The sequence below is a fragment of the Atlanticothrix silvestris CENA357 genome (assembly GCF_016056295.1).
In the GTDB taxonomy this organism is placed as follows: Bacteria; Cyanobacteriota; Cyanobacteriia; order Cyanobacteriales; family Nostocaceae; genus Atlanticothrix; species Atlanticothrix silvestris.
In genome coordinates, this window is record NZ_JAECZB010000030.1 from 757 (window position 1) to 26147 (window position 25391).

23 protein-coding genes and 1 pseudogene are annotated in these 25391 nt (G+C 40.3%); 10 read left to right on the forward strand and 14 right to left on the reverse strand.

Features of this window, described 5'->3' with window-relative positions; translation table 11 throughout:
- Positions 1 to 518: 518 nt before the first annotated feature.
- Together I8751_RS13330 and I8751_RS13335 are read right to left on the reverse strand one after the other, a co-directional pair.
- Positions 519 to 2930 (reverse strand): two-partner secretion domain-containing protein, encoded by a 2412-nt coding sequence (locus I8751_RS13330; RefSeq protein WP_214439644.1) that lies wholly within the window; start codon positions 2928 to 2930, stop codon positions 519 to 521.
- A gap of 77 nt (positions 2931 to 3007) precedes the next feature.
- Positions 3008 to 3346 carry a hypothetical protein gene (locus I8751_RS13335; RefSeq protein WP_214439645.1) on the reverse strand — a complete coding sequence of 113 codons (339 nt, stop codon included), beginning with the start codon at positions 3344 to 3346 and terminating at the stop codon, positions 3008 to 3010.
- Between the two features lie 961 nt (positions 3347 to 4307).
- Between I8751_RS13335 and I8751_RS13340 the strand changes: the two genes are divergently transcribed.
- The gene (locus I8751_RS13340) at positions 4308 to 6893 is read left to right on the forward strand and encodes a GAF domain-containing protein (protein WP_214439646.1); all 2586 of its coding nucleotides are present in this window, start codon (positions 4308 to 4310) and stop codon (positions 6891 to 6893) included.
- Between the two features lie 341 nt (positions 6894 to 7234).
- Here I8751_RS13340 and I8751_RS13345 read toward each other — a convergent pair whose 3' ends face one another.
- Positions 7235 to 7768 carry a DUF2808 domain-containing protein gene (locus I8751_RS13345; RefSeq protein ID WP_214439647.1) on the reverse strand — a complete coding sequence of 178 codons (534 nt, stop codon included), beginning with the start codon at positions 7766 to 7768 and terminating at the stop codon, positions 7235 to 7237.
- Positions 7769 to 8132: 364 nt separating this feature from the next.
- On the opposite strand from I8751_RS13345, the gene I8751_RS13350 reads away from it, so the two are divergent.
- The gene (locus I8751_RS13350; RefSeq protein WP_214439648.1) at positions 8133 to 8618 is read left to right on the forward strand and encodes a hypothetical protein; all 486 of its coding nucleotides are present in this window, start codon (positions 8133 to 8135) and stop codon (positions 8616 to 8618) included.
- A gap of 86 nt (positions 8619 to 8704) precedes the next feature.
- Here the strand turns inward: I8751_RS13350 and I8751_RS13355 are convergent, their stop codons facing one another.
- The 3 genes from I8751_RS13355 to I8751_RS13365 all read right to left on the reverse strand — a co-directional run bounded on the left by I8751_RS13355 (position 8705) and on the right by I8751_RS13365 (position 9950).
- Positions 8705 to 9007 (reverse strand): TMEM165/GDT1 family protein, encoded by a 303-nt coding sequence (locus tag I8751_RS13355; protein ID WP_214439649.1) that lies wholly within the window; start codon positions 9005 to 9007, stop codon positions 8705 to 8707.
- 68 nt (positions 9008 to 9075) lie between these two features.
- The gene (locus tag I8751_RS13360; protein WP_214439650.1) at positions 9076 to 9504 is read right to left on the reverse strand and encodes a TMEM165/GDT1 family protein; all 429 of its coding nucleotides are present in this window, start codon (positions 9502 to 9504) and stop codon (positions 9076 to 9078) included.
- 95 nt (positions 9505 to 9599) lie between these two features.
- Positions 9600 to 9950, reverse strand: a complete 351-nt coding sequence (locus I8751_RS13365; RefSeq protein ID WP_214439651.1) for a YkgJ family cysteine cluster protein — start codon at positions 9948 to 9950, stop codon at positions 9600 to 9602.
- A 126-nt stretch (positions 9951 to 10076) separates the two neighbouring features.
- On the opposite strand from I8751_RS13365, the gene psb30 reads away from it, so the two are divergent.
- Positions 10077 to 10199 (forward strand): photosystem II reaction center protein Ycf12/Psb30, encoded by a 123-nt coding sequence (gene psb30, locus I8751_RS13370; protein ID WP_214439652.1) that lies wholly within the window; start codon positions 10077 to 10079, stop codon positions 10197 to 10199.
- Positions 10200 to 10234: 35 nt separating this feature from the next.
- Here psb30 and I8751_RS13375 read toward each other — a convergent pair whose 3' ends face one another.
- The 6 genes from I8751_RS13375 to I8751_RS13400 form a co-directional block, all read right to left on the reverse strand.
- A complete protein-coding gene (locus I8751_RS13375; protein ID WP_214439675.1) occupies positions 10235 to 12376 on the reverse strand; it encodes a single-stranded-DNA-specific exonuclease RecJ in 2142 nt (713 codons plus the stop codon).
- A 92-nt stretch (positions 12377 to 12468) separates the two neighbouring features.
- Positions 12469 to 12894: a hypothetical protein gene (locus I8751_RS13380; RefSeq protein WP_214439653.1), complete on the reverse strand. Its 426-nt coding sequence runs from the start codon at positions 12892 to 12894 to the stop codon at positions 12469 to 12471.
- Positions 12895 to 13113: 219 nt separating this feature from the next.
- Positions 13114 to 13302, reverse strand: coding sequence for a hypothetical protein (locus I8751_RS13385; protein ID WP_214439654.1), 189 nt, complete (start codon positions 13300 to 13302; stop codon positions 13114 to 13116).
- The gene (locus I8751_RS13390; protein WP_214439655.1) at positions 13299 to 13499 is read right to left on the reverse strand and encodes a hypothetical protein; all 201 of its coding nucleotides are present in this window, start codon (positions 13497 to 13499) and stop codon (positions 13299 to 13301) included. Before I8751_RS13390 ends, I8751_RS13385 begins: the two co-directional genes overlap by 4 nt.
- Positions 13500 to 13626: 127 nt before the next feature.
- On the reverse strand, positions 13627 to 14550 hold the full coding sequence (locus I8751_RS13395) for a phosphodiester glycosidase family protein (protein WP_214439656.1): 924 nt from the start codon (positions 14548 to 14550) through the stop codon (positions 13627 to 13629).
- Between the two features lie 98 nt (positions 14551 to 14648).
- Positions 14649 to 15902, reverse strand: a complete 1254-nt coding sequence (locus tag I8751_RS13400) for a DUF4912 domain-containing protein (RefSeq protein ID WP_214439657.1) — start codon at positions 15900 to 15902, stop codon at positions 14649 to 14651.
- 1135 nt (positions 15903 to 17037) lie between these two features.
- On the opposite strand from I8751_RS13400, the gene I8751_RS13405 reads away from it, so the two are divergent.
- The 7 genes and pseudogenes from I8751_RS13405 to I8751_RS13435 all read left to right on the forward strand — a co-directional run bounded on the left by I8751_RS13405 (position 17038) and on the right by I8751_RS13435 (position 22453).
- On the forward strand, positions 17038 to 18375 hold the full coding sequence (locus I8751_RS13405) for a pentapeptide repeat-containing protein (protein ID WP_214439658.1): 1338 nt from the start codon (positions 17038 to 17040) through the stop codon (positions 18373 to 18375).
- 197 nt (positions 18376 to 18572) lie between these two features.
- Positions 18573 to 18908 (forward strand): photosystem II reaction center protein Psb28, encoded by a 336-nt coding sequence (gene psb28 / locus I8751_RS13410; protein WP_214439659.1) that lies wholly within the window; start codon positions 18573 to 18575, stop codon positions 18906 to 18908.
- Between the two features lie 117 nt (positions 18909 to 19025).
- On the forward strand, positions 19026 to 19532 hold the full coding sequence (locus tag I8751_RS13415; protein ID WP_214439660.1) for a MogA/MoaB family molybdenum cofactor biosynthesis protein: 507 nt from the start codon (positions 19026 to 19028) through the stop codon (positions 19530 to 19532).
- Between the two features lie 91 nt (positions 19533 to 19623).
- Positions 19624 to 19919, forward strand: a pseudogene (locus I8751_RS13420) (DUF5674 family protein).
- Positions 19906 to 20268: a hypothetical protein gene (locus I8751_RS13425; RefSeq protein ID WP_214439661.1), complete on the forward strand. Its 363-nt coding sequence runs from the start codon at positions 19906 to 19908 to the stop codon at positions 20266 to 20268. The pseudogene I8751_RS13420 and the gene I8751_RS13425 overlap by 14 nt, the downstream one beginning before the upstream one ends.
- Positions 20269 to 20655: 387 nt before the next feature.
- Entirely contained in the window at positions 20656 to 21282 is a 627-nt protein-coding gene (locus tag I8751_RS13430) for a type I restriction endonuclease (protein WP_214439662.1), read from the forward strand.
- A 4-nt stretch (positions 21283 to 21286) separates the two neighbouring features.
- Positions 21287 to 22453: an IscS subfamily cysteine desulfurase gene (locus I8751_RS13435; RefSeq protein WP_214439663.1), complete on the forward strand. Its 1167-nt coding sequence runs from the start codon at positions 21287 to 21289 to the stop codon at positions 22451 to 22453.
- 415 nt (positions 22454 to 22868) lie between these two features.
- Here I8751_RS13435 and I8751_RS13440 read toward each other — a convergent pair whose 3' ends face one another.
- Positions 22869 to 23897: a cyanophycinase gene (locus tag I8751_RS13440; RefSeq protein ID WP_214439664.1), complete on the reverse strand. Its 1029-nt coding sequence runs from the start codon at positions 23895 to 23897 to the stop codon at positions 22869 to 22871.
- 164 nt (positions 23898 to 24061) lie between these two features.
- On the reverse strand, positions 24062 to 25249 hold the full coding sequence (locus I8751_RS13445) for a glycosyltransferase family 4 protein (RefSeq protein ID WP_214439665.1): 1188 nt from the start codon (positions 25247 to 25249) through the stop codon (positions 24062 to 24064).
- Positions 25250 to 25391 lie beyond the last annotated feature (142 nt).

The following is a 25391-nucleotide window of genomic DNA, read 5'->3' on the forward strand; positions in this document are numbered from 1 at the left end:
GGTGCTGGGGGTGCTGGGGGAGACAAAGAAAGTAGTGTATTCAAGGATATCGTAGTAGTAAAAATTACTAATGATTACTCTTTACTCCCCCAGCCTCCCCAGCTCCCCCAGCTTTTCTTAGTGACATTCCCCCCAATAGTCCAGAGCTTAATCCCATTGAGCGTTTATGGGAACACATTAAGCATGAATTGTCTTGGGAACATTGCACACACTTGGATCAATTAAGACACAAGCTCAAACAGGTTCTTGACTCTATTTCTACCGAAGCAATCGCATCGATTTGTGGATGGGATTACATCACAAGAGCTTTATTAAGTGCAACTTCATAGAGAATTGGTATAAGGACTTTAGTCCTGAATTTGAAGCACTTTAGTGCTTACTATGAACACGTATTACCATCAAAATTAATGGGACAGACCATTAGTACCGCAAGGCGGAATTAAAAATTAAAAATTAAAACAGCATAAGCTTTTCATTGATTTGAAATGGGTGGTTTATTTACGCCATCATGTACTAGTTTAAGAAGGTGATTGAGACATACTACAGTCAGTGGAGTTCTGCCAGGAACTATGAGGCGTGGCAGTAGGTGTATTAGCGGTCAGTACAACTTCACCTTTGGTATTTATTACCCACCCTGTAGCTTCTACAATGCTTGTCTGTGTGGAACTAGCAGTATTTTTGCTCAAATTTACACTAGAGGGTTTTGTTGCAACTGTGTCAAGAGAAATCCAATCTGCTAGAACAGCATCAGCATTGAGGGGTTCGGTAGGACTAGAAGGTAAACCGCCACGTCCAGTAATGGTAAAACTATTTTTCTTTAGTGCTGTACTCGCTCGACATACTTGGGAAACTTGAGGCTCAACTGGTTGGGTTGGTAAATTGATTAATTCTGGATTCAGGTCAACATCAGGGGTGTTGATTTCGACTGTGCCATTTAAGCCAAATTCAGAACTGGCGGTAATATCACTAAATTCAGTCGGTTTTTCTCGAAATTGAGTGCCAAAGACACTAAAAGCGTTAACTTGGACATTTCCACCTTTACCAGTGAAAGCATTAGCACTGATATCGCTGTTTTCGCTAGGGACAGCAACTATAAAACCATTAGGTGTATCGATGGTAATATTGCCACCATTTCCACCTTGACCAGAAATGCCTGCTGTAGTAGAGATTTGACTATGATTGCGTAACATCAGTAAATTTTGTAATTGCAGTTTAATATCACCACCATTACCTGATGTAGTTTCAGCAATCAACTTTCCTTCGTTTAAACGGATATCGCGGGCTTTTACCTCAAGATTGCCTGCGTTGCCTCCTTGTAAAGCACTTACAGTTACTTGAGCCTTATCTACAATCAACTGCCCTGTAGTAAGGAATAAGGAACCCCCGTCTCCACTGCCTCGACTCCGAACATACAAACCGCTGGGAAAACCATTTGGTGCATTTCCGCTCAGTTCCACATAGTCAGAAGCTTTTATAGTCAGACTTCCGCCATTACCACTACTATTGGCAAGAGTAGCAGCTGATATTACTGATCCATCTCTGACAATCAATACAGGAGTTGTGATGTTCAAGTAACCTGCATTACCGCTACCTTCAGTCTGAGCAAACAAGCCATTAGGGCGGTTAAAAGCTGAAGATCCGCTCAATTTTACAAACTCTGAGGCAGTCACTTCTAAATTACCTCCTTCACCTTGGCTACGCGCTCGCGCACTAGCTGTCACGTTTGCCCCATTTTCAACAATCAACCGTCCCGTTGTAATGGTCAATTTACCCGCCGAGCCTTCACCAGAAGTCTCAGTAAACAAAGCGCTGGGATTCCCAGCATTAAACTTTCCTTTTGGTATTTCTCCGCTCACCAGTACAGAGTCAGCTGCGCTCACTATTACGCTTCCCCCGGAACCTGTCGCATTCTCACGAACAAAAGCTTTTATTTGTGACCCATTTTGAAGAGTTAACTGCTCTGCCTGGATAGAAATTCCTCTACCGTTTTGACTTCCTATAGTATCTGCGAAAATTTGTGACGCATCATTAAGCGTGATACGTTTGCCCTGTAGCTGAATATAACCGCCGCCATCACCACTAACATCAATTCGAGCTTGATTTATGAACGATACGTCTGCTAAAGCTACGTCATTAGGAAAGCTTAAAATTTGGTTACTGTTATCCAGATTCAGCCCTATTATTCCTGCTCCAAGAATACCTCCCAATGCGATTTGACCATTTGGTGCAAGTAGATTATTACGCATTAAGTCTGGGCTGATATTGCCACCATCGAGAGTAACGTTACCGCCTACTAACCCTAGAGTTTTACCTGTTGGAACTTCTAGTGTTCCTTGTAGATTAATCTCTCCCCCAATTTTTGCAAATTGCAAACCAAGCGGTACACTCACTGTTAATAGAGGTGTTGTTTGGGGAGTAGTTGCACTAAAAACAGTGTCATCAGCAAATTTGATGCCGCTAGCTGTACTAGCCACAAAGGAACCACCTATCTGAAGTGTGGCTTTTTGCCCAAAGATAACACCATTAGGATTAATCAAAAATAAATTGGCATTAGAACCAACCGAAGTTTCCAGCTTACCTAGAATTTCCGAGCGATTGCTACCAGTTACTCTAACTAGAATGTTCTGTATATTACTGTCGGGACTCAAGAAAATAGCTGAGCGTCCTTCTTTAACGTTAAATTCCTGAAAACTGTGGAACAGATTGTTGCCGCGAGTTGCCCCGCCCGTAAGGGCTTCAGTAGGATTACCAAGGTAATTGTTGATAACTTGAGAGTTTTCAGTTCCTAAGTTTTGATCAGGAGTGATGACACTCTGGGCAAAGGCAGAACTTGCACAAGGAGAAGTAATGCTAAGGGCTAAAGCTCCAGCAGTTGCTAGAGAATTTGCTAAACCTAGTTGCAAAGAGCAACCTTTGCCACTTTGAGTCATTTCAAAATTTGCCTCTTATTTAAAACTATGAAGTTAGGTTTTGAAAGAACTGAGTTCATCACTACAGACAGCAAAACTTATACCCAAATCTCTTTTTGCCAACAGCTAGACTGAGATTTTACAGCGATATAGACTTTGTAAATGATCTGAAATGATATGGAGGAATCGTCGGAGCGAGCAGATCGTTCTTCAGTCCGATCAGGAATTGGTTGTAAATTGGTAGGTGGCCTCTCTTCAGAATTATCAGGGATAGATAGCTCTTTAGGAAATCGGGGGGTTGGTTGTTTCGGAGATGGCTGTTTTTTTTTATTGGGTAACAAAGGCCAGCCATTACCGATATCGGTGGCGAAGATCGTTGTCCCAATCTTTTCAAAAGCGCTTGCTAGTCTGCTTAATACCCAAAATTGAGTCGTCATATCGATTTACCTCTTTCACAAAACAGCAATTGAGTTCAATAATTGGCAGTGAATTACTGTAAATTCACTCAAACAACATGTTAAAACTGTGGAGACTTAGTGTATTAGATTTTGTGTCTCCTTTTATATCTACGGCTGTTATCTAGGTTTTATGCAGCAGTCCCATAGTTGTTACATAACTTTATAATCTAGCGAGATTAGGCATTGTACCTGCTCTGTAACTACTGAAAATGATTCAATAGCGCACCCTAGAACCGTAGCTACCAATTAACTAACACAGCCTCCTTAAGGATAGTTTCAATTACCTACACACTTAATCACATCATTTCCGAAAAGCTTCTGTTAATTTCACCAGGAGAGAATACCCTTATCTATTTTTCCTTGGGTGTAATGAAGGCAATTGGTGTAACTTAAGTTACTATAAGTCTTTTATTTTACTAAACTCTAGTAGCAATTTTATGATTTAAATAAGAAATTGTTAACTTAGCCAGACTTTTGGGAACTATGTATAGAGTACACCCACGAGCATAGCCAATCAAGTAGGTAATGACTATGTAGGCTGGTAACGTCTGCGAATCTTATAAGCGCAGTTGTTCTCTAGCTAGTGCCTCTATATAGTTTGTTGATTAATGCTCACACAAATACCTGGAATTTTGCCTACAATACTCTATCCTCTAATGTTATTGATGCTCCTTATTATCAGATCGAAATGATTTCATATTTCTGCCGCTACACTTGAGATTTATTGCTTAAAATCAACCTATATTTATTGATCGTCGTTTAACTTTTTATCTAAACAAAGGATTAAGGAAAACAAAGAGTAAAGCAGGATGACGCTAGTTAAACGAACGATTAAACTGTGGTTAGTGTCAATCAATTGTTGCTAAATACAACATTTAGATAAATTTAATGGCATTGTTAATCATTTCTAACATCTAAACCTGTTATATAAAAATTACTTATGTCAGTGCATCAACGTAGTTTTGGCGAGACAGCCGACTTGATTATTGGTGTTCCTAACCAAGAAAATCACTACTTGCAACCAAATTCTGCCCCTATGGGTGCGCTTGCCAGAAGAAAAGGAACTATTTCTACGTTTCTTGCTCCCCTGACTCAAGATACTTTTAAACAGGTTGTGACAGAAGTTGAGCAAAAGTTACAGATTGTTCATCAAACTCTGTCAATGTTAGACTCTCACGGGTTTGAAACAATCCTCCAGGAAATGTTGCATTCAATCACCTTAAAAACAGGTGAATTATTAGGAGCAGATAGAACAACTATATTTTTATTAGATGAAGAAAACAAACAGCTATGGTCAATAGTGGCTGAGGGGGATGATGATCGCTCTTTAGAAATTCGCATTCCAGCCGATAAAGGTATTGCCGGTGAAGTTGCCACTTTTAAAAAAGTAGTCAATATTCCTTTTGATTTTTATAAAGATCCGCGTTCAGTATTTGCCCAAGAACAAGAAAAAAGAACTGGCTATCGCACCTACACAATGCTAGCTTTGCCCCTACTGAATGAACAAGGGCAATTAGTAGCGGTAGTACAATTACTTAATAAATTAAACTCGCTTAATAATCCAGAGACTCTACTCTCAGACCGCATTGATACTAGAGGCTTTACTGGAGCTGATGAACAATTATTTCAAGAATTTGCTCCTTCAATTCGCTTGATTTTAGAATCGTCGCGCTCTTTTTACATGGCTACGCAAAAACAAAGAGCAGTAGCGGCGCTGATGAAGGCGATTAAGTCCCTAAGTCAAAGTAGCCTCGACTTAGAAGATACCCTCAAGCGGGTGATGGATGAAGCAAAGGAACTGATGAATGCCGATCGCAGTACTCTTTGGCTGATAGATCGCGATCGCCATGAATTATGGACAAAAATTACCCAAGACAATGGTTTCACTAAGGAGTTGCGAATACCTATAGGTAAAGGTTTTGCTGGCATTGTCGCCGCATCAGGCAAGAAACTAAATATTTCCTTTGACTTGTATGACCATCCTGACTCGGAAACTGCCAAACAAATTGACCAACAAAATGGCTATCGTACTTGTAGCTTACTTTGTATGCCAGTGTTTAACGCCGATCAAGAATTGATTGGTGTGACTCAATTAGTTAATAAAAAGAAATCAGGAGATTTTGCAGCTTATGATCCGGCTAGTTGGCCTGATGCTCCTGAATACTTCCAAGCTAGTTTTGACCGCAATGATGAAGAGTTTATGGAAGCTTTTAATATCCAAGCGGGAGTTGCACTGCAAAATGCTCAGCTGTTTGCTACTGTCAAACAACAAGAACAAATGCAGCGGGATATTTTGCGTAGTCTTTCTAATGGTGTGATTTCTACTGATAAAGCCGGGTCAATTATTGCTGCCAATGAAAGTGCTAAACGTTTATTAGGACTGGAAGCAGAAGATCGTTTGGAAGGTAAATTAATTAGTGATGCGATCGCCATTAAAGAAGGCAACTTTAGCAAGTGGTGTCAGAACGCTTTACATGGAACTAACTTGAAATGTCGCCAACAGTATTATCCTGATCGCACACTTGTAAGTACTGGCACAGAACAACACAGTATTAATTTATCAATCAACTCCATCGCTGATGCTAGCGATCAACAACAAGTCCGTGGTGCACTGGTGGTGATGGAAGATATCAGTGATGAAAAGCGCCTCAAGAGTACGATGTACCGCTACATGACCCAAGAATTAGCAGAAGAATTGCTGAAATTAGACGATGCTAAGCTCGGAGGCGATCGCAAAGAAGTTTCTATTTTGTTTTCTGATATTCGCGGCTATACCACTTTGACAGAAAACCTAGAAGCTGAAGAAGTGGTGAGTATGCTAAATGAATATTTTGAATCAATGGTAGAGGCAGTATTTAAACATAAAGGCACTCTTGATAAATACATTGGTGATGCCATCATGGCTGTGTTTGGTTCTCCTCTACCATTAGAAGAACATGCTTGGATGGCAGTGCAAACATCTCTAGAAATGCGCCATCGTTTACACGATTTTAATCAACGTCGTTATGCAAATAACAAGCCCAGAATCAACATTGGCATTGGTATCAATTCTGATACTGTAATTAGTGGTAATATCGGTTCTAGCAAGCGGATGGAATTTACTGCTATTGGTGATGGGGTTAACCTTGGCTCTCGTTTAGAAAGTGTTAGTAAACAATATGGTTGTGACATCATTATCAGTGACAACACTTTTCAACCCTGCAAAGAAAATATTTGGGCTAGAGAACTAGATCATATTCGCGTCAAAGGCAGAAATGAGCCAGTAGCTATCTACGAATTGATTGGCTTACGTGCCGATCCCATTAGTAGCGAAAAGCTACAAGTGATTGAGCATTATCACAAAGGCCGCGCGTATTATCTCAAGCGCCAATTTACCTCCGCCAGAGCAGAGTTTGCCAAAGTTTTAGCAGCTGATAACCATGACAAGGCTGCGATGTTGCATCTGTTACGTTGTCAGCATTGGTTACAATCGCCCCCAACAGATTTAGATTGGGATGAAGGAGTTTGGACGTTTCAAGAGAAATGAAAAATTATAGGGCATAGAGAGAAGTGTATTAGTCTTATCAGATGCGATAAATCGCGTCTACTTAACTGAGATTTCTAGGACTTATGCAAAAAACCTCTCCAATTCTTATTTCTCTGCGCTCTCTGTCTTGAAAAGTTTCCTACGGAGGAGCCAGTGCGGTAAGGCAGCCTTGGGGGTTTCCACGCCACTTGCTACAAGTCGGCATAGCCGCCCAACGCAGTGGCTCCCCATGAGCAACTGGCGTTGGAAACCCTCCTTCTCCTGACGGAGACGCTACGCAAACAGAACTTTTCGCTGCGCCTCTGTGGTTAGTTTTTCCATAAAGCTTAGAAATTTTCAGATTACCATTTATACGGAAAGAGAAAAGAGTCCTTACCGTGGCTATAGAAATGCAGCCGTCCGAAACCGAGAAATTGCCCGTGAGATTTTTCACCACCTGGAAAAGCTGTAACTCCAAATAGATAAACACCTGCAACTGTGGGATTTTGCCAAGGTTTCAAGCCAATTGTAATCGTTTTCCCTGAAGATACTGGCGGGTCAAATATTAGCGACACTGTTCGGGTCTGGCGATCGCTTACTGCATCTTTCAAGCCTATTTTCTGTTTTTTGTGGGAGCGTGTACCTTCAAAGGCAAAACTATTTTTCAGGTCAAAGCGAATGTCATCTACTCCCTCATGCTGGTTAATCGTTACCTTTTCCAAAGGTTCGCCCGCATTCTCTGGCATACTGAGAGTAAAATAGTATGTTGCGCCCCATACGTAAGTTTCGTTGTAAGTAGTTGCTGCCCCAACAAGGCGAGGCGGTTGGGCAAAATATACAGTGCCATCCTGTAACTGAATTGCTTGACTTTGCTCGAAAGTACATGTCTGTACCATAGTTATGGCTACGGTGGCGATCGCTGTGCTTAATAAAACTTGAAGCGCATAGCTTTACTTAAGCTGACCAATTTAGATAGATAATATCTTAGTTCTCAAGTAAAAGAAAACAAGGACTGCATCTGGTGGGAGCGCGATTACTCCAGCGAGGACTAGGAGTCTAGTATTACTAATCATTACAATTTATTTTGGTAGTTTAAATCTTCTTAAACTAATTTAAGATTAATTACCAATACATCAAAAAAGATAACAATCATTACTTTTTTTCAGTCACAACTGTTTTGTAAAAGATAATTGAAAAGTGTTGTCAAAAATACTCTTTGAGTTACACACTAAAATAAATACAGCACAAGCAATTATCTCTATGAATACTCTTTCTACAGTTGAATTAAAGCGACCCACTTGGCAAACTGCTGTGATGTTTGCTTTGGGCTTTTGGCTGAGTGCTAGCCTACTTTTAGATTGGGTAATTATGCCTAGTCTTTACTTATCTGGCATGATGAGCCAAGCAGGTTTTAGCACAGCAGGATATGTAATTTTTTGGAATTTTAATCGCATAGAATTATTATCTGCGGCTGTAGTACTGACTGGGGTACTAGCTTTGAGAAAAACTCAATCTCGCTGGAGTCCTAGCAGTATTATTTTATCTGCCATGCTGCTGGCAATAGTTCTGCTAGAGACTTATTTCTTAACTCCCCAAATGTGTGCTGTGGGAACTCATCTCAACTTATTTGAAACAGCATCTGCAATTCCAGCACAGATGAATTTTTTACACGGCAGTTATTTTCTACTAGAAGTAGTCAAACTAGTTACAGGTGGCGCACTGTTAAGCTGGTGCTGGCGGCAGTAAGGATTCTGTGAAAACGATCGCTGTTAAATTTCATCCCAAGACACAAAGAAGACCAGAAATACTTGGCTTGTTTGTGTCTTTTTTAATTATGGTGTTTGTTCCGAATCTGGTGATGCTTCATTATTAAACAACAGCAGGCGGGCGGCGAGAATGGCAAATCCTACAGCAGCGATCGCTTTTAATAATCGTGTTGGTAAAAATTCTGCGACTGCTCCTCCTGTTAATGCTCCTAAAAGGCTGGTGAGTAATAGTGCGCCAGCTGTACCAAAAAATACTGCCCGTGGAGATTTACAGCGACCTGAAAGGGCGATCGCTGCTAACTGACTTTTGTCACCTAATTCTGATAAAAAAACTGTAATAAAGCTTAGTCCTAAAAGATGCCAGTCCATATTAATTAAGAAGATTAAGGGTGCAAGAGAAAAATAACAACTGACAACTAACAACTGACAACTGACAATTAACTATTGATTACATCCCAAAACAACATTATGGAAATGAGTAGCAACATTACCCCTGCGGACTTTTCTACAATTTTTGGGCTAAGGCGACTGGCTATCCAACTACCTAAAAGCACACCTAAAAAACTGGTAGTTACTAGTGCAGCCGCAGATCCTAGAAACACTACCCACGGCGAATGAGATTCCGCACTCATTAATAAAGTAGATAACTGAGTTTTATCCCCAATTTCTGCGAGAAAGATGGTGATGAAGGTAGTACCAAAAATTGCCGTTGCTGATTCCTGCTTTGTTTGACTATCGACAACTACAGGCTGAAGTGGCTCAATGATTGCAGTAGTTAAGTCAGATTCAGTACTGTCTTTTAGTTCTGGCTGGTATTCAGTCTCAGATATGCCAGAAAGGCTCATAGGTGCAGAGTCAAGTTTCACAGGCAATAGTTTTGTTACTAAGGTGCTTTCATATTTCTCTCATTTTCTCAGATTCTTGTAATAAATTGCAACCCCACTGCACAAAACGCAATTATCTACAAGCCAACAGCTTTGTCAAAGCGTAGTATTTCTAAGCTGCGATCGCCATATACTGCTTCTATTTGCTGACGACAACAGTCGATGGCAAACTCGTTGAGTTCTTCTGGTTCAATCCCATACATTTCTTGAAATGTTTGTAGTTCCACACGGCAGAAACGCGGACGATTGGCGTAGATCCGGCATTCTCTGCTGGTATGGTCGAAATTAATGCACCATCCACCTTCACCTACCATGCTGAGGTACTGTTCTAATTCTGCTGGTGAAAGATATTCTTCCAAATCTGGACGTTCTGCTGGGTCAAGATGACAGCAAGCCCCACATTGCTTGACACATTTCCAATTTGCCATTTTATGTCTTTTCCTATAATTTTGTTAAGTAAATTAAATGTAGCAGGCAATCACCAGATATGATTATTGCGGGTTTTGCAACTGAATTTATTAATTTTCTAAGACGATAGGGAGAGAGAAAGAAAAATGTTTGACGCTTTAGCCAATATCAATTGGGAAGTTATTTTCCAGCTAACCTTTGTTGCACTAATCATTCTTGCGGGCCCAGCGGTAATCTTTGTGCTGGCTTTTCGCAACGGCAACATGTAGGAGTAATCAGTGCTGAGTCAGGAGTTAACTAAAGCTCATAGCTCGGCACTCACAACTGATAACGCTTGAAGGGCAGCTTGGATAATGCTGTCATATTTTGGTTGAGATAAGTCAACCTCCGTAGCATCTTTACGATTAGTACCAAGTAAACCGATTGTACGTCCTGGATGCATGACTAAGACTTTGCCTTCAGGATTTTTAATTCTTAATTCTGGTGAAACATCGTTTTGATAGATGCCACAAGTATATTGACGCTGGTTGTACAGAAAGTTAGTTCTTAAAGGTTTAGATGGCAAGGTATCAAATAAATGAGATTGCGGTAATAGTTTGGTATGAATTGACTCCTTACTGTAATGATCATTTGGCAGCCTAACACCTAATAATTCCAACTCAATAGTAGTGTCACCATTAAAGTGATTTTCTCGCAGCTTGTAAGCAATATCTATCCGCGGCGGTAGGGGAAAGTAGTCGCGCCAACGCCAGGCGATCGCTTTGATTTTATATTGTTGCTCATCGATAGTTTGGGTAAGTGTCAGTTTGATGTGACCCTTACCAACAGGTTTTTGCTCAACCACTTGGACATTGGGTGTCCAAAATATGGGATCAGGGTTATCAATACCACAAGGGTGCAGGGCATTTAGCTGTTGATAAAGTTGCTGATTGATGTGATTAAGATGAGCTTGGGCATCAATTTTGAGTAGCGGCTTGAGGTGCTGCGGTTCTAAACACTGATTGGCAAACTCACACAAACGCGATCGCAATGCCTGTAAATTTTCTGCTGGTAGAGAAAATCCCCCGGCTGCTTTGTGTCCACCAAATTTGCCTAGCAAGTCCTGACAATATTCCAAAGCTGCAAACACATGAAATTCTGGGATTCCTCGTGCTGAACCGCGAATATGTTCTGCGTTTTCATAAGTACCGATAAATACCGGAACACCGAAGCGTTCTAGTAATCGAGAAGCAACGATCCCAATTACGCCGTGATGCCAATTAGGTTGAACAATAACTAATACTCGGTCTTGCTGTAAAGAAGCAATGAATTCTGCTTCTACATAAGCGATCGCTGCTTGTTCAATTTCCTCGCACATTTGCTGACGACTGGTGTTGGTTTGTTCACACTGCATGGCTCTTTCCAGCGCGATCCCCATATCATCCGTAGTCAGCAATTCGATCATGGTTTGGGGGTTCCCAATCCGTCCAATCGCATTAATGCGCGGCCCTAAGCGAAATCCAATATCCTCCGGCTTCAAAGATTTCAGATTTTCGATTTGAGATTGGAGTTTCCCCACATCTCCTCCTGCTTCCCCTGCTCCCCTTGCCTGCACCCCAGCTACCTGAATTAAAGCTTGCACCCCAGGTAATTGGGATTTGGGTAAATGTTTTAAGCCACGTTTCACCCAGCGGCGGTTTACACCAGTTAAAGGAGCTAAATCTGCGATCGTCCCTAATGTAAAGAGTGCAAGCATCGGCTGGATTAAACCCCTTGTCTCTCCTAGTTGTTGCGCTAAAGACACCGCTAAAATATAGGCAACACCAACACCAGCAACGCCCCGATAAGGTGAGGATTCTGCTATGAGTTTAGGATTGAGGATGGCATTGGCTGGAGGTAATATTTGGGGAATATCGTGGTGATCGGTAACAATTACTTTCAGTCCGAGTTCTCTAGCTCTAGCAATTGGTTCATAAGCTGAGATGCCATTATCTACAGTTAGAATGAGTCCCACGCCTTCGCTGTGAAATTCTTCTACAATGCGTTTATTAATACCATAGCCTTCATGCATCCTACTGGGGATGGCGTAATCTACCTTAGCCCCCAAAGTACGCAGACTACGCAATAGTAAAGCCGTGCTAGTCATGCCATCAGCATCATAATCGCCACAGATAGCAATTTTCTCTTGAGAAGCGATCGCCTCTTGCAATAACTCCACACTCATTGCTAAATCCGGGAATTCTTCTAGTGGTGTAGGTAAGAATAAAGACTCTGGATCTAAAAATGCTTGTGCTTGCTCTGGTGTTTCGATGCCACGATTAATCAACAACTGGCTGACAATCGGTGAAAGATTTGTCGAATCTGCCAATTGTTGGGCTAATTCTGTTTTCTGTGGATAAATTTGCCAGCGCTGATTTGGTAAGCGCCTGCTAGGTTTGGAGAATTCAGATACAGTTCGATCTAGCACAATCAAAGTTGGGAATTTTAAGTTATGAGTTGTGAGTGTTGAACTCAAAGTTTTTTCTTAACTCATAACTCATAACACTATATCGCTAGCAATTAAAAAACATTTATCCGACCATCATCCATAATATACAACGAGCGATCGCCAGGAGAACGCCAAGTAGGACGAAGTTCAACCCGCAATGTGCCAAAGTTGGGTTTAGAGACAATTGCTTGTACTGATAAACCTGTTTCATCCCAAAATATCAAAGATGTATTTGGCTCAGTGCCTTCTATCTGTTCCATCTGTAATGTTTTCCCTGGACTCAGGAGGATTGGATCAGTAGCAGAAGGTTTTTGGAGTTTAATTAGGCGTGGTGTGCTATTGACTACTTGAACTTGGATACGTTGCCCAGGCGTAAACTGAATTGGTCGCGCCCCACACTTAGAAGCACAAGTTCCAGCTAGAGTAACATTAGAGCTATTAGTTGATAATAATAATACGGTAGCGGCGGCTAAAGTAACTGGCAATATTTTAAACATGATACACATGCTAACTAGTTGTCATAAATATTACTCTAGTTAGCTTGTGTGCAGCCTCCGCAGATTTTCCTGAATTTAGAGATGTTGATTTATTGCTGCTTGCTGAACTACTTCTAATGGTAAATCTAAAAGTTGTGCGATCGCCTCCTCTCTACGAGATGCTGCGCGAATGCAATGACAGTTATTTTTTCATTGCAAAATCAAAGCTGGGTGTACGCGCTAAGGTTTTTGTCTTTTTAACTCTTGTATTAACACTTGGCAGCGCTTACTTGCTTCTTTGGCTTGTCTCATTAAGTTTTTGCTTTGTTCACGATCAGTTTTACTAATTTCAACCGCTTGTTGACTGAACTGTGCAGCTTGCTTACCAAGTTCTTGAATGCGTGTTTTTAATTGTTCAACCGTTTTCATTCTCCCTCCAGTTCAGAAATCAAGATATCTAGATTTTCAGCTTCTTCATAAATTTTATCTGCTCTGCTTTGAAGCAAACTGGCATCGTCAAAGTCATCGTTTTGAAGTGCTAATTCTGCTGCTGTGTACAATTGTGCGGCTATTTGCTGTAATTGTGTGTACATTTGCAACAAAATAGTAAGTGTTTCTTGTTTCATTTTTCACGGTTATGGAATTATGGAATAATCACACCCAAAGCTACCCAATCTAGCTTCCCGTGTTGATGATTTGTGAGCGATGTCTGGCGACAAGAAGCAGAGTTTTTACTTTTTTTACCAACTTCATCTATTTGGGTTTTTTATAAATCAAAAATACTGAACCTATTGGCCCAAAATTTTCTACATATATTTTTTGATTGTAAAATAACCCTGGAGACATACCACCATCAAACAATATTCCTTCTTGAATTTTACCCAAACAATTATTACGGGCAATTCCTTCTAAGACATCATCAAATTTATCTGGAATTAGCTCTTGATTAATTGGTGAAAAATCAATATTGGAATTTGCTTTTGAATCATTAACTAACAAAATTACATAACCTTTATTAGTTATCGCTGCCATAGATCTGTTAGTTGCTTGTTTACAGGCAAATTCGCCTAAATCTTGACAAATATCTTTAAACTTACCTTGACGATAAAATCTGCCATTACCTCCTACCAAATTATAATTAAGAATATTAACTGCTCTTCTACCAGCCTGGATAGTAGCCTTTCTTTCTTGTGGTTTACCGCCGGAAATTCCAAAAGAAGAACGCCTATTTTTAAAGACTCCTGAATACTCTACTCCACGAGAAATATTTAAGCCTTGGGGTTGATCATCAGTACCTATATAGTCTGCATTAATTGCTGCTATGGGTCGTAGCCCATTTAATGTAGAATTTTGATCGGAAATGATTTCCTGAAACTGTTTTGGGACATATTCTCTGCGTATTTTTCCCTTAGGATTTTGAGCATACAGTTTATGAGATAAACCTACATTGACTTTAAAATCTAATGCTGCTGATTTGGGATTAAAAATAATTACATGGTTAATACCTCTTGTATATTTCTCTCCTTTATTATTAGTTTTGAAAAACTCAATACTAAATTGGGCATCTTCTCCAGGACATGATTTTGGCACAGAATTTGCCTGAATTTTTTTACAACCTGATAAAAAACTTATACTAAGAATAAATACAGACAAAAGCAATATTTTGTTTATAGACATCTTGATTAAAAAATAAAAACCCGCTATATAATGACTATAGCGGGGAATAATTCAAAATTTCAATCTGGGGTTACATAACATACACAATCATTTGTCATTTAAGAGAACCATTCAACAACGGCTTCTTCTTTGGTGTTGGTATTTCGAGAAGGTGTTTCACGATTAAACTTCATGTGAATTGATCGTGTTTGCTCACCATCTGCAGCAACAGCCAAAACAGGATAGTCAATTAAACCATCTTGGAAGGACATTTGGAAGCGGAATGTACCGTCTGGATTGAGCTTAATTGGACGACCACCAATAGTCACGGTAGCATCAGGTTCAGTTGCACCATAAACAATCAATTCAGCATCAGCGATTAACCAGAACTGGCGTGGACGTACTGGTACAGCGGAAGCTGAGAAACCAACACCCGACATTCCTGCACCAGACATGGTTAAACCGGAAGTGGTGGGAACTGCCCACATACCTACACCAGAGGGGAAGATGTAGGAACTGATAGCTTGTTCGGGACGAGCAGAACCCGGTACTTGTTGCATGGAACCGAATAGAGAACCAGCAACTCGTTGTGCTTCGGCAGATTCAGCCATACCAAAGATTTGGTCGTAGATGGGGTTGCTACCATTTGTGCTTGCTCCTGCTGTCGTTGTAATCTTTTTGGCAGGAGGAACTAATTCGTAGACAGTTTTACCACGCAAGTCTTCTTCAAAGTTGACAGTGACGAACACATCCTCAATCCAGTCGGATGGATAAACAGGGGGGATGTGTACGCGAGCAGAACGAGCTAATACCAACCAGCGACCATCAGCAGCACGGTAGCCGATATCAATAACATAATCGCGATCGCTCACTGGAATTGGGATGTACCATTCCCTCGCTAGCTCATCAGAAGGATATTCCTGAATACTGTGAGGGCTTTGGTGATCGATATCAATGTCAGTGACATCGTAAATCCGCAGTGCTAGTTGCTGTCCACCTTGCCGCCGCAGTTCTTCTTTGTGTTCATTAGGAACATCCCAGTAAGTGTAAGCCCATTGGGGATCACGAGGTAAAAGCACAATTCGGCTGTCACCGTAACCTGCTGGTAGATCTGCGAGTCCTTCATCAACATCAGCCAGAGAGCCACCAGTGCGATCTTCTTGTCCTAATTCAAATTTTGCTGCTTCCACGGTTTCCTGTGCCTCCAGTGAGCGAGATGGGCTAAGCGAAACTTTGTTGCGCTGGACTTCTTGAATTGCTGCCAGCAGTTGAGATTTACGCATTCGACTATAGCGAGAAATGCTACATTCGCTAGCAACTTTACGTAGTTGCCGCAGTGTCATTTCCTCTAACGGTGGGCGTTCTTTTGCCATGAATTTGGCCTCCAGTAGTGTGAAATGTAAATGATTTCCCCTGGTTAAAGAATCTATTCAAAATGTCATTCACCCAGATGAATTTTTATTCCTGACTCCTGGTTTGCCCAGTTTTTAAGTTTTTTAGTCTGTTTTTAAATTGAAGGCGATTTCCTTTCAATTCCTTGTTCTTGCCAAAATTAGCATTTCTTTGGGATCGGAAGGTGTCCTTTTGTTAAGTAAATATTAACCAGTAACCCTTGGTAGGGATCAAGGGGTCTGAAGGCACTTTTTTACCTGTTTGACGAATTTATTAGCCCTTGGGGGATCAACTTGTGATGGTTTCATGACATTTGAGTCTACGCTTGGTTATTGAGATGGGATAAATGTCATAGTTCCATGACAAAAAAATGAATAAACCAAAACCCTCATTTACAGGGACTAGGGGCTAGGGGTTAGAGTGAACCGCTATGTGTGATCGCACCATCTTCGCAAAAGCTAAATTTATAATTGACCAACGTATTCAAGCCTCAAGTCACAAATCTAAATCGGGGTATTGTTAGGCTGTAGTTTGCATATTGTCGACCTCACGTTTTGATAGGTTTAAAACCCAACATGAAGCTAGTGACAACGTTGAGCTTCTTTTCTAGGCTTGGTATATTCACTTAGTTTTGATTAAAACATACACCACGAATGTGGTTGCATTTCTGATGATGAAGTTGATGTGGGCGATCGCTCTCCTTCTAAGGCTACGGTGTACACACAAGTACTCTCCATATAGGTTTCAGCGTTTAAAGCAGCTATAAACTGTCATTACGAGCGAAGCGAAGTAATCGCAAAAATTGTTGGGTTAATGGGATTGCTTCGTCGTTCCTCCTCGCAATGACGACTTCTGTGTACACCGTAGCCTTCTAAGGAGAGGATAAATATTTTGAAAAACAACAATAAAGCGATTACCTCAATCGTTACACCCTCTTTTGCTCAAAGAAACTTAGAAGCAACACGATTGTTTTTTAAAATTGTCTCTTACTCAGTTGTGTTATGGCTATGTTTATTTGTCATTGCATTATTTCTCTTCAGTCAAGAAGTGCCTCAAGTTAGCAATGAGTTGACATTAGATACAGAAATTATACTGAATAATAAATAAGGGAAAGCAATGGCAAGCCAGTTACCAAACAATCATAAAAATGGTTATCCTCAAGCATCAAATGATTCTCAAGAAGACAAAGAAGAACCCAATTTTATAGAAGGTATGCCTGGAGAGGAAATAATCAATTTTAGTTTTGAAATCGTTGAGAAGTTTTTAAGCAAGTTAGGTTTAAATGTTAGCCGATTAGGATTTACCTTTTTTTTAGGATTATTCTGGTTAATCTATATCCAAATTCCAGAGCATCACCAAAAAGCTCGTTCTGATAATTGGAATCTCATTAACTCGGCTTCAGAGCAGTCCGGTGATGGCGGAAGAACTTCTTCGTTAGAAGACTTAAATAATTGGCAGAAGCAGCGACTACAATGGAATATTCCTTTTGTATCTGACTTAATCTTGGGTAACGAAATCAAACTTGAAGCACTAAAAGCTAGTAATGCTAATCTTAGCGGGATTAAACTTGACAGAGCAGTTCTCAACTATGCAAATTTCCAACAATCACAATTTTGGAATGCTAACTTTGAAAAAGCTGAGTTGAAAAATGTAAATTTTCAAAGAGCAATCCTTGCTGGTGCTAATTTGAATGATGCTCAACTACAAGGTGCAAACTTAAGCAGTGCTAATTTAAGTTGTTTTAGTAAAGATAGCCAACAACAAAATAAACAGAAAATTCAACCACCATGTACTGATCTGAAAAATGCTGATTTGACAGGAGCGAAGTTGATTGGTGCTAATCTCATAGGTGCCAATTTGGAGAATGCTAATCTGAAAGATACTGACTTAACTCGTAGTATCTACAATCAACAAACGTTAGACACTGTGAATAACTCAGATTTTCGTCACAGCTTAAAAAGTTTGGGCTACATAATAAAACCTGGTATTAAGCTTATTCGTAATGACTTAACCGAGGTTAATTTAAGTGGTGCAGATTTGAGCAATGCTAAATTCATAGGTGTTAATTTAAGTGGTGCAGATTTGAGCAATGCAAAACTTAAAGATGCCAAATTCATTCGTAGCGTCTACACGGAAACAACCAAGTTTCCAGATGGTTATTACCCAAAAGGCGCATATCTAATTAAGCCTGGTGTTAGCTTGATTAGTAAAAACCTACAATCGGTCAATTTAAACAATGCCAACCTACATGGTGTCAATCTAACAGATGCTAATCTAGCAGGAGCGATACTGACTGATGCCGATTTAACAAATGCCCAACTAAAGGGTGCCAACTTGGAGAATGCCAACTTGGAGAATGCTAAGGTGAGCGATGAACAATTGAATGCTGCCAAAAATCTGTGCAATGCAACAATGCCAAATGGAGAGAGATCAAAATTTGTTTGCCAGAAATGAAACCTTAAGCAAAGCTATCCATACGAACAGGCAAAAAAGATGGGAATGTTCTATGATTTTATGTATTTTATACATAAAATGTGAGTTATTTGGTCAAATATACTTAAAATAAATCTTACTAAGCTCTATGACACTGGAGTTCTAAAATGATGAGAGAATATTAAATTAACCATCACAAAAGTTTAAATTCATTTATCATGGCGAAAATTCAGTTTTCTAGAGGCCTTGACGAAGAAGTAATTCCAGAGGTGCGCTTGACGCGATCACGCAGTGGCGATAGTGGTACAGCAACGTTTATTTTTACAAATCCTCAGATTTTGGCTCAAGGCAGCACCGAAGAAGTTACCGGTATGTACTTAATTGACGAAGAAGGGGAAATAGTTACCCGCGAAGTTAAGGGTAAATTTATCAACGGTAAACCGGAAGCACTAGAAGCTCTTCATTTGATGAAGTCGACTGAAGAATGGGAACGCTTTATGCGTTTCATGGAGCGCTATGCCGCAGAACATGATTTGGGATTTAACAAAGCTTAATATGAATTGGGCATAGGGGAGCCACTATAAAGCAAGTGGCATATGGGGCATTAGTAGTTATCTTTATACCCAATGTACTCTTCCCATGCCCTATTAAAAGCACAATATTAGTGATCAATGACACCACAACCCCACCCAGACGCACCTGGAATTTCAGTAACTTGTGCTGTTGTTACTGTCAGCGATACACGTTCTCCTCAAACAGACAAGAGTGGTCAGCTAATCCAGCAATTACTTCTTGATGCGAATCATGCTGTAGCAGCCTATGTGATTATCAAAGATGAACCAGCGCAGATTCAAGCACAGATAGAACGGCTGGGTCAAAATACGAATTTAGATGTTGTGATTTTCAATGGTGGTACGGGAATAGCGCCAAGGGATACCACCTACGATGCCATTGAAAAGTTGCTGGAGAAAACCTTACCGGGATTTGGCGAGTTATTTCGGTTTTTAAGTTATCAAGAAATTGGTTCGCGTGCGATCGCTTCTCGCGCTGTTGCTGGTGTTTATCAACATAAATTAATCTTCTCTCTACCTGGTTCTAGTAATGCTGTGCAACTAGGTATGGAAAAACTAATTTTGCCAGAACTTGCTCATTTGGTCAGCCAGTTGAAAGCTCACTAGATAGAATTTATACTTTTAAAATTACAGTATTAGGGATGGAACTTTGGTACTGATTATCAGGGAAAGAGCGACGCTTGAACAAGTTGAGCAAATGCTGCAACCTTTGGGAGTTTATATCAAAATAGCAGTAGATATAGAAAAAGGTATTCTTGCGGGAGGAGGACAACAACACGCTGAATGCGAAGCAGCATTGCTGAAAAATGACAGCCAGCAGAAAGATATTTGGGGCGCAGATTGGATACCTTTTACACAAAAATGGCTTACGAGTCAATTATTAATATTCGCCCCAGTCAGAATAATCGCTCAATGTTAATCCAAGACCCGGCAATTCGAGAACGTGTGACAGAAATTACTCAGAGTTTGATAGGTGGTTATGAACCAGAATAAAGCAGAAAAACAAGTATGCTTTCAAAGCGAAAATACATCAATCCGCTTAGGACACATAGCTGCAAATTTAGCACGAATTAAGTCATTTTCTGAAATTGCTTATAAAGAAGCAGTGATAAGTGTAATTGACGAAACTAAATGGTTTATTGAGTGGACAGCAGCAGAAATTGAACCGTTACAAGCTGAGGAATTGGTTAATATACAAATTCAACTTGCAATGTGGGAATTGAGTTGGGATGATATTTGGTTAAATGAAAAAGAGTGTAGATTAGTTGCAGAACAATCTAGCGTTTGGTCTGGAAGAGTATTAGAGATATCTGGCTTATTGTCTGAATCCATACCGAAATAATTAATAACAATTGCAAATTTTGCTCACTGTAGTAAGATATTTGTTATGCAACTTTCGTCAATCTTGATCTATTTTAATTGGGATATCTTTGTGTATAGTCTCTTGCAGAAGTCATTGTGTATTTAAAATTTGTATAAAATATGGTTTTCTAGCTAGCTTAATATCACGCTTCATCTGAGAAAGCAGAGATATTTGCCTCAATTTATAAAAGTGTCATAATAGTTATTATGAGTCGGAAGCATCCCACTTTTTCAATAAATACCCTAGAAGGGTATTGCTACACGAACAAAGCCTGCAAAGGCAGGCTTCGTATTTGTAGCCCCAGGCTTTATAGCCTGTGGGCATTTTAAAAACTGGGATGCACCCTTATGAGTCTTTCTATCAACTATGATTCAAGTCATTCAAGCACAAAATGTTGGACTTGCCTATCTGGAAGAAAGATTTGATCTGCGACTAGCAGAAAATGAGATTTTTTTTACAGAATGGCTAGACAAATTACCAGAAATTACCGTTTTAGAAAAACAATCTTTAGACAAAGTAAAATTTCATTTTCTCCGTTTAGTTAAACATCCTCCTTTGTCAGAAGAAACGGTAAAGTTAGTAGTATTATCTCCTTTACTCAGTCTAGCTGGATTTTATGATGAACCTTTTTTTATTAGAAGTGAACAATCGATAGAAATATCTGCGGAAGATAAAGGAGAAATTGTCAGAGGTAGAATTGATGTTTTAGTTATTCAAGAACAATTATGGCTATTAGTAATTGAAGCCAAAAAACCTAGTTTTTCCCTTTTGGAAACTATTCCTCAAGCACTTACTTACATGCTAGCGAATCCTCATCCAGAAAAGCCTGTGTTTGGATTAGTTACTAATGGTAGCCATTTTATTTTTTTGAAACTAGCTAAGGAAAATATAGTTAAGTATGCTATGTCTGATGAATTTACGCTTTTAAAGCGAGAAAATGAATTGTATAAAGTTCTTAGTATTTTAAAAAACCTAAGTGAAATTTTGAGTTGATTTTATGTCTAATCACCCTATATATCTCGATTGCCATGCTACTACACCTGTAGATGAACGGGTGTTAGCAGCAATGCTGCCCTACTTCACAGAAAAATTTGGCAACCCATCCAGTATTAGTCATGTTTACGGTTGGGAAGCAGAAGCAGCTGTCAAACAAACACGGGAAACCTTAGCAGCAGCAATTAACGCCACACCAGAAGAAATTGTTTTTACGAGCGGTGCGACAGAAGCGAATAATTTAGCTATTAAAGGTGTTGCAGAAGCTTATTTTCAGAAAGGTCAACATATTATAACTATTGCGACTGAACATAATGCAGTTATTGACCCTTGCCAATATTTGAAGACCCTCGGTTTTGATATTACTATTCTACCAGTTAAAAAAGATGGGCTGATTGATTTAAGTCAATTAGAAAGAGCTTTTCGTCCCGAAACGATTTTGGTATCAGTGATGGCTGCAAATAATGAAATAGGAGTGTTACAGCCTTTAGCTGAAATTGGCGCAATCTGCCGCGATCGCCAGGTCTTATTTCACACAGATGCAGCCCAAGCTATTGGTAAAATTCCTCTGGATGTGCAAGCGATGAAAATTGACTTAATGTCGCTAACTGCACATAAAGCTTATGGGCCCAAAGGCATTGGGGCGCTATATGTCCGTAGACGCAATCCCAGAGTCCAAATCGCTCCTCAACAGCATGGCGGGGGACATGAACGAGGGATGCGTTCAGGTACTTTGTATACACCCCAAATTGTCGGCTTTGGCCAAGCTGTAGAAATAGCTTTAAAAGAACAAAATACAGAAACCCAACGTCTCACCCACTTAAGACAAAGATTGTGGGAAGCACTTTCCCAATTAGAAAAAATTCACCTAAATGGACATCCTACTCAGCGATTACCAGGAAACCTAAATATTAGCGTTGAGGGAGTGGATGGAGCTGCACTGTTGCTAGGATTGCAGCCAGTGATGGCGGTGTCTTCTGGTTCTGCTTGTTCGTCAGCAACCACAGCACCCTCCCATGTTCTCACCGCTTTAGGAAACTCCCAACAGCTAGCTTATGCTTCAGTGCGATTTGGCATTGGACGTTTTAATACTGAAGTAGAGATTGATGTTGTAGCCAAACATGCGATCGCTACTATTCAAAGTTTACGCAAGCAGGCAACATTGGTGTAGAGCAAGAACTTTACCCACAAGGGGATAGAGTTTTGTCAGTTGTTAGTTGTTAGTTGTTAGTTGTCAGTTGTCAGCGATGCACTGACTTGTACTGAGCGCAGCCGAAGTAGCTTGTTGAAGTGTTGTCAGTTGTTAGTTGTTTTTGATCTGGTTTAATACCCCAACCCCACTTGACAACAGTTGCTGCAAGTTGGACTAGCCGACGACAGTCGCACGACACTTGTTACCCTGCGGTTTCTCGGATTTGCTACTGACCACTGACCACTAACCACTAACCACTGACCACTAACAACTGACCACTGACCACTGACCACTAACCACTAACCACTGACCACTAACCACTGACCACTGACCACTGACCACTGACCACTGACCACTGACCACTGACCCGTGTAGCGTAAATAACTCCAAACTTTCAATAAGGATCTGAACTAAACCTTCCCTGCTTAACACTTCTGAGATAATAACCTCTGGTTGGTTTGTTGCTCAGGTCGAAAGTATCACCACGAGGAACTCTCCAAATTTTGTAGTTGGAGAATGTTAAAGGAGTTCGGGGTTTGCATACCTCTGGCGGATGATCTCCCAGTACAAAATATGCTGCACCCCTACCTATAACTTTTGCCAAACCGTATTTATCTACAACAACCGATGTCTCCTCACTAATGGCTATTCCTAAAGCACTTTGTGAGACACCATCTTGAATTTGACGGGCAATAAAAGCCATAATTCGACCCATTCTTTTACGCCTGTCAAAGTGGGTATCTATAATGGTTCCTTTGAGATACTGCCAAGGGAAAAAGTTGTAAGTGAAGGTAATATCCTTGTAGGGATCTGCAAGTGCATCTCTGGTTTCAATGCCTTCTTCAGAAGAAGCACAAGCATCGTAGATATATTGACTTTGGATCATTGCTCCCGCGCTAGTACCACCAATAGCACCGCCTTTGGCATAAACTGATTCAATAGCAGTTTCTAGCTTGGTGTTTTTCCAGTTACGGATGTATTGGCATTGGTCGCCACCAGCAAAGAAGATGACATCAGCATTTCTAACTTTTTGTACAATCTCAGCTTTATTAGCATCGTTTTTATTGCTAATAACCAGAGTCTCTACATAGTTCACACCTTTCATGGCATAAATGAGCCGATTGTAATCGTCATCACCATAAGTGCGAAGCACAACAACGTTAACTTTGGTGGCGTAGTTAGTAGATCCTCTCACTTGGTTGATCATCCACTGGATAGCCTCCTCTACATCAATGCCACCTCCACCCATATTCAGGACGGGGCCAGCTAACGTGGGATGAACATCAAAAGTATCAAGAGTGTTGCCTTGGAAGTCGGGTTTCAGGTATGCTGTAAGACGGGTTATGATTGAAGCTCCCATCTTCATCAGCTTAGTTCCTACAGTCTTCAACCATCTTGCTATATTTGAAAATGCCTTTGTCATAGTCAGCTTTTGGTGCAAACTGCAATTATTGCTAACTTTCGCACCAGACAGGGCAAAATTTCCAGCGTACAGGGTTTGTACTGTTTTTTTACGCCAATTAACGCAGAGTCACTATTAATTTTCTGCGCTAATCTGCGTAAACCTTGGTATTACTCGGCGTTTTACTACCATACAATCTGCGATCGCTCTCGTACAACTCGCTGATAAACATCTTCTGTTTGTTTGGCTAGTTTTGGCCAGCTAAAGCGTTTCTCTAAATCCTTGTAAGCATTATCAATCAACCATTGTCGATAACCGGGATTTTTCAAAACTTCTAAAATTCCCCAAGCTAAAGACTCAGGATTATTGACCCAGGTAACAACACCTGTTCTAGCGTGTTTTACTACTTCTGGAAAACCCCCTGTATTGGAAACCACCACGGGAACACGAGAAGCAAAGCTTTCTAAAGCAACAATACCAAAGGGTTCATAAAGACTGGGAAAAACAGCACAGTCAGCTACGGTTTGGAATTTATCTAAATATTCATCTGAAAGAAAGCCGGTAAAATAGCACTTATGCCAAATTCCTAAATCCCAGGCTTGACGCTTGAGATGGTCAGTATTGCCACCACCAACGATGACAAATTTAACGTTACCCCCCATTTCCCAAAGTACTGTGGGAGCAGCATTAAGCAACACAGGTACACCTTTTTCATAAGTCATACGACCGACATAGTAAACAATTTTTTCATGTTCTTCAGCAAATTGCTGGCGAAAAGCTTGAGCATGAAAATCTTCGTGGTGTTGTTTTTTTTCGGCTCGGATACCGTTATAAATCACATCGATTTTGTTCCAAGGACTGTGTAACGCTCGTTCTACTTCTTGCCGCATATAATCGCTGCAAACAATAATCCGCCAAGCATTGTAGGCAAGTAAGTTTTCTTTGCCACTAATATATCCTTGAATGTCAGTATGAATACCGTTATAACGCCCATATTCGGTAGCATGAATTGTGGCAATTAAAGGTATTTTAAAATTATGCTTGAGAGCGATCGCAGCATCCCCTACTAACCAATCATGAGCATGGATTAAATCAAACGGCCCTTCTTCCAAAATTAATTTACCGCCATGATGTCCCATACTCTGGTTAAGATTAACCACCCAGTGAAAAAAGTCATTACTAATTCCCACTGGGACTCGATGTACATGTATTCCTTCGACTACTTCATACATCGATGCCTGACCAAACTCCGCTGTAATCAGGTGAATTTCATGTCCTAGTTTTACTAGTTCTGGGTACAATTCCGCAACGTGACGCGCAATCCCTCCAACTATCCTCGGCGGAAATTCCCAACTCAGTACCAGTACTTTCATATACTAGACTCCCCATACTTTATAAAGTATCTAAAAAACTACGTTTATCTAAAAATACAAGAGTGGTAATTGCCGTGAGTATATTTACTAAAACTTTTAGATTTTTTAACAGTTTTTTGATAAAGCCGATTATAAACATAAG

What these genes read in the sequence shown, in the direction of transcription:
- I8751_RS13330 (WP_214439644.1), bottom strand. Translation starts at nt 2,930, where the DNA reads ATGACTCAAAGTGGCAAAGGTTGCTCTTTGCAACTAGGTTTAGCAAAT.
- I8751_RS13335 (WP_214439645.1), bottom strand. Translation starts at nt 3,346, where the DNA reads ATGACGACTCAATTTTGGGTATTAAGCAGACTAGCAAGCGCTTTTGAA.
- I8751_RS13340 (WP_214439646.1), top strand. Translation starts at nt 4,308, where the DNA reads ATGTCAGTGCATCAACGTAGTTTTGGCGAGACAGCCGACTTGATTATT.
- I8751_RS13345 (WP_214439647.1), bottom strand. Translation starts at nt 7,768, where the DNA reads ATGGTACAGACATGTACTTTCGAGCAAAGTCAAGCAATTCAGTTACAG.
- I8751_RS13350 (WP_214439648.1), top strand. Translation starts at nt 8,133, where the DNA reads ATGAATACTCTTTCTACAGTTGAATTAAAGCGACCCACTTGGCAAACT.
- I8751_RS13355 (WP_214439649.1), bottom strand. Translation starts at nt 9,007, where the DNA reads ATGGACTGGCATCTTTTAGGACTAAGCTTTATTACAGTTTTTTTATCA.
- I8751_RS13365 (WP_214439651.1), bottom strand. Translation starts at nt 9,950, where the DNA reads ATGGCAAATTGGAAATGTGTCAAGCAATGTGGGGCTTGCTGTCATCTT.
- psb30 (WP_214439652.1), top strand. Translation starts at nt 10,077, where the DNA reads ATGTTTGACGCTTTAGCCAATATCAATTGGGAAGTTATTTTCCAGCTA.
- I8751_RS13380 (WP_214439653.1), bottom strand. Translation starts at nt 12,894, where the DNA reads ATGTTTAAAATATTGCCAGTTACTTTAGCCGCCGCTACCGTATTATTA.
- I8751_RS13385 (WP_214439654.1), bottom strand. Translation starts at nt 13,302, where the DNA reads ATGAAAACGGTTGAACAATTAAAAACACGCATTCAAGAACTTGGTAAG.
- I8751_RS13390 (WP_214439655.1), bottom strand. Translation starts at nt 13,499, where the DNA reads ATGAAACAAGAAACACTTACTATTTTGTTGCAAATGTACACACAATTA.
- I8751_RS13395 (WP_214439656.1), bottom strand. Translation starts at nt 14,550, where the DNA reads ATGTCTATAAACAAAATATTGCTTTTGTCTGTATTTATTCTTAGTATA.
- I8751_RS13400 (WP_214439657.1), bottom strand. Translation starts at nt 15,902, where the DNA reads ATGGCAAAAGAACGCCCACCGTTAGAGGAAATGACACTGCGGCAACTA.
- I8751_RS13405 (WP_214439658.1), top strand. Translation starts at nt 17,038, where the DNA reads ATGGCAAGCCAGTTACCAAACAATCATAAAAATGGTTATCCTCAAGCA.
- psb28 (WP_214439659.1), top strand. Translation starts at nt 18,573, where the DNA reads ATGGCGAAAATTCAGTTTTCTAGAGGCCTTGACGAAGAAGTAATTCCA.
- I8751_RS13415 (WP_214439660.1), top strand. Translation starts at nt 19,026, where the DNA reads ATGACACCACAACCCCACCCAGACGCACCTGGAATTTCAGTAACTTGT.
- I8751_RS13425 (WP_214439661.1), top strand. Translation starts at nt 19,906, where the DNA reads ATGAACCAGAATAAAGCAGAAAAACAAGTATGCTTTCAAAGCGAAAAT.
- I8751_RS13430 (WP_214439662.1), top strand. Translation starts at nt 20,656, where the DNA reads ATGATTCAAGTCATTCAAGCACAAAATGTTGGACTTGCCTATCTGGAA.
- I8751_RS13435 (WP_214439663.1), top strand. Translation starts at nt 21,287, where the DNA reads ATGTCTAATCACCCTATATATCTCGATTGCCATGCTACTACACCTGTA.
- I8751_RS13440 (WP_214439664.1), bottom strand. Translation starts at nt 23,897, where the DNA reads ATGACAAAGGCATTTTCAAATATAGCAAGATGGTTGAAGACTGTAGGA.
- I8751_RS13445 (WP_214439665.1), bottom strand. Translation starts at nt 25,249, where the DNA reads ATGAAAGTACTGGTACTGAGTTGGGAATTTCCGCCGAGGATAGTTGGA.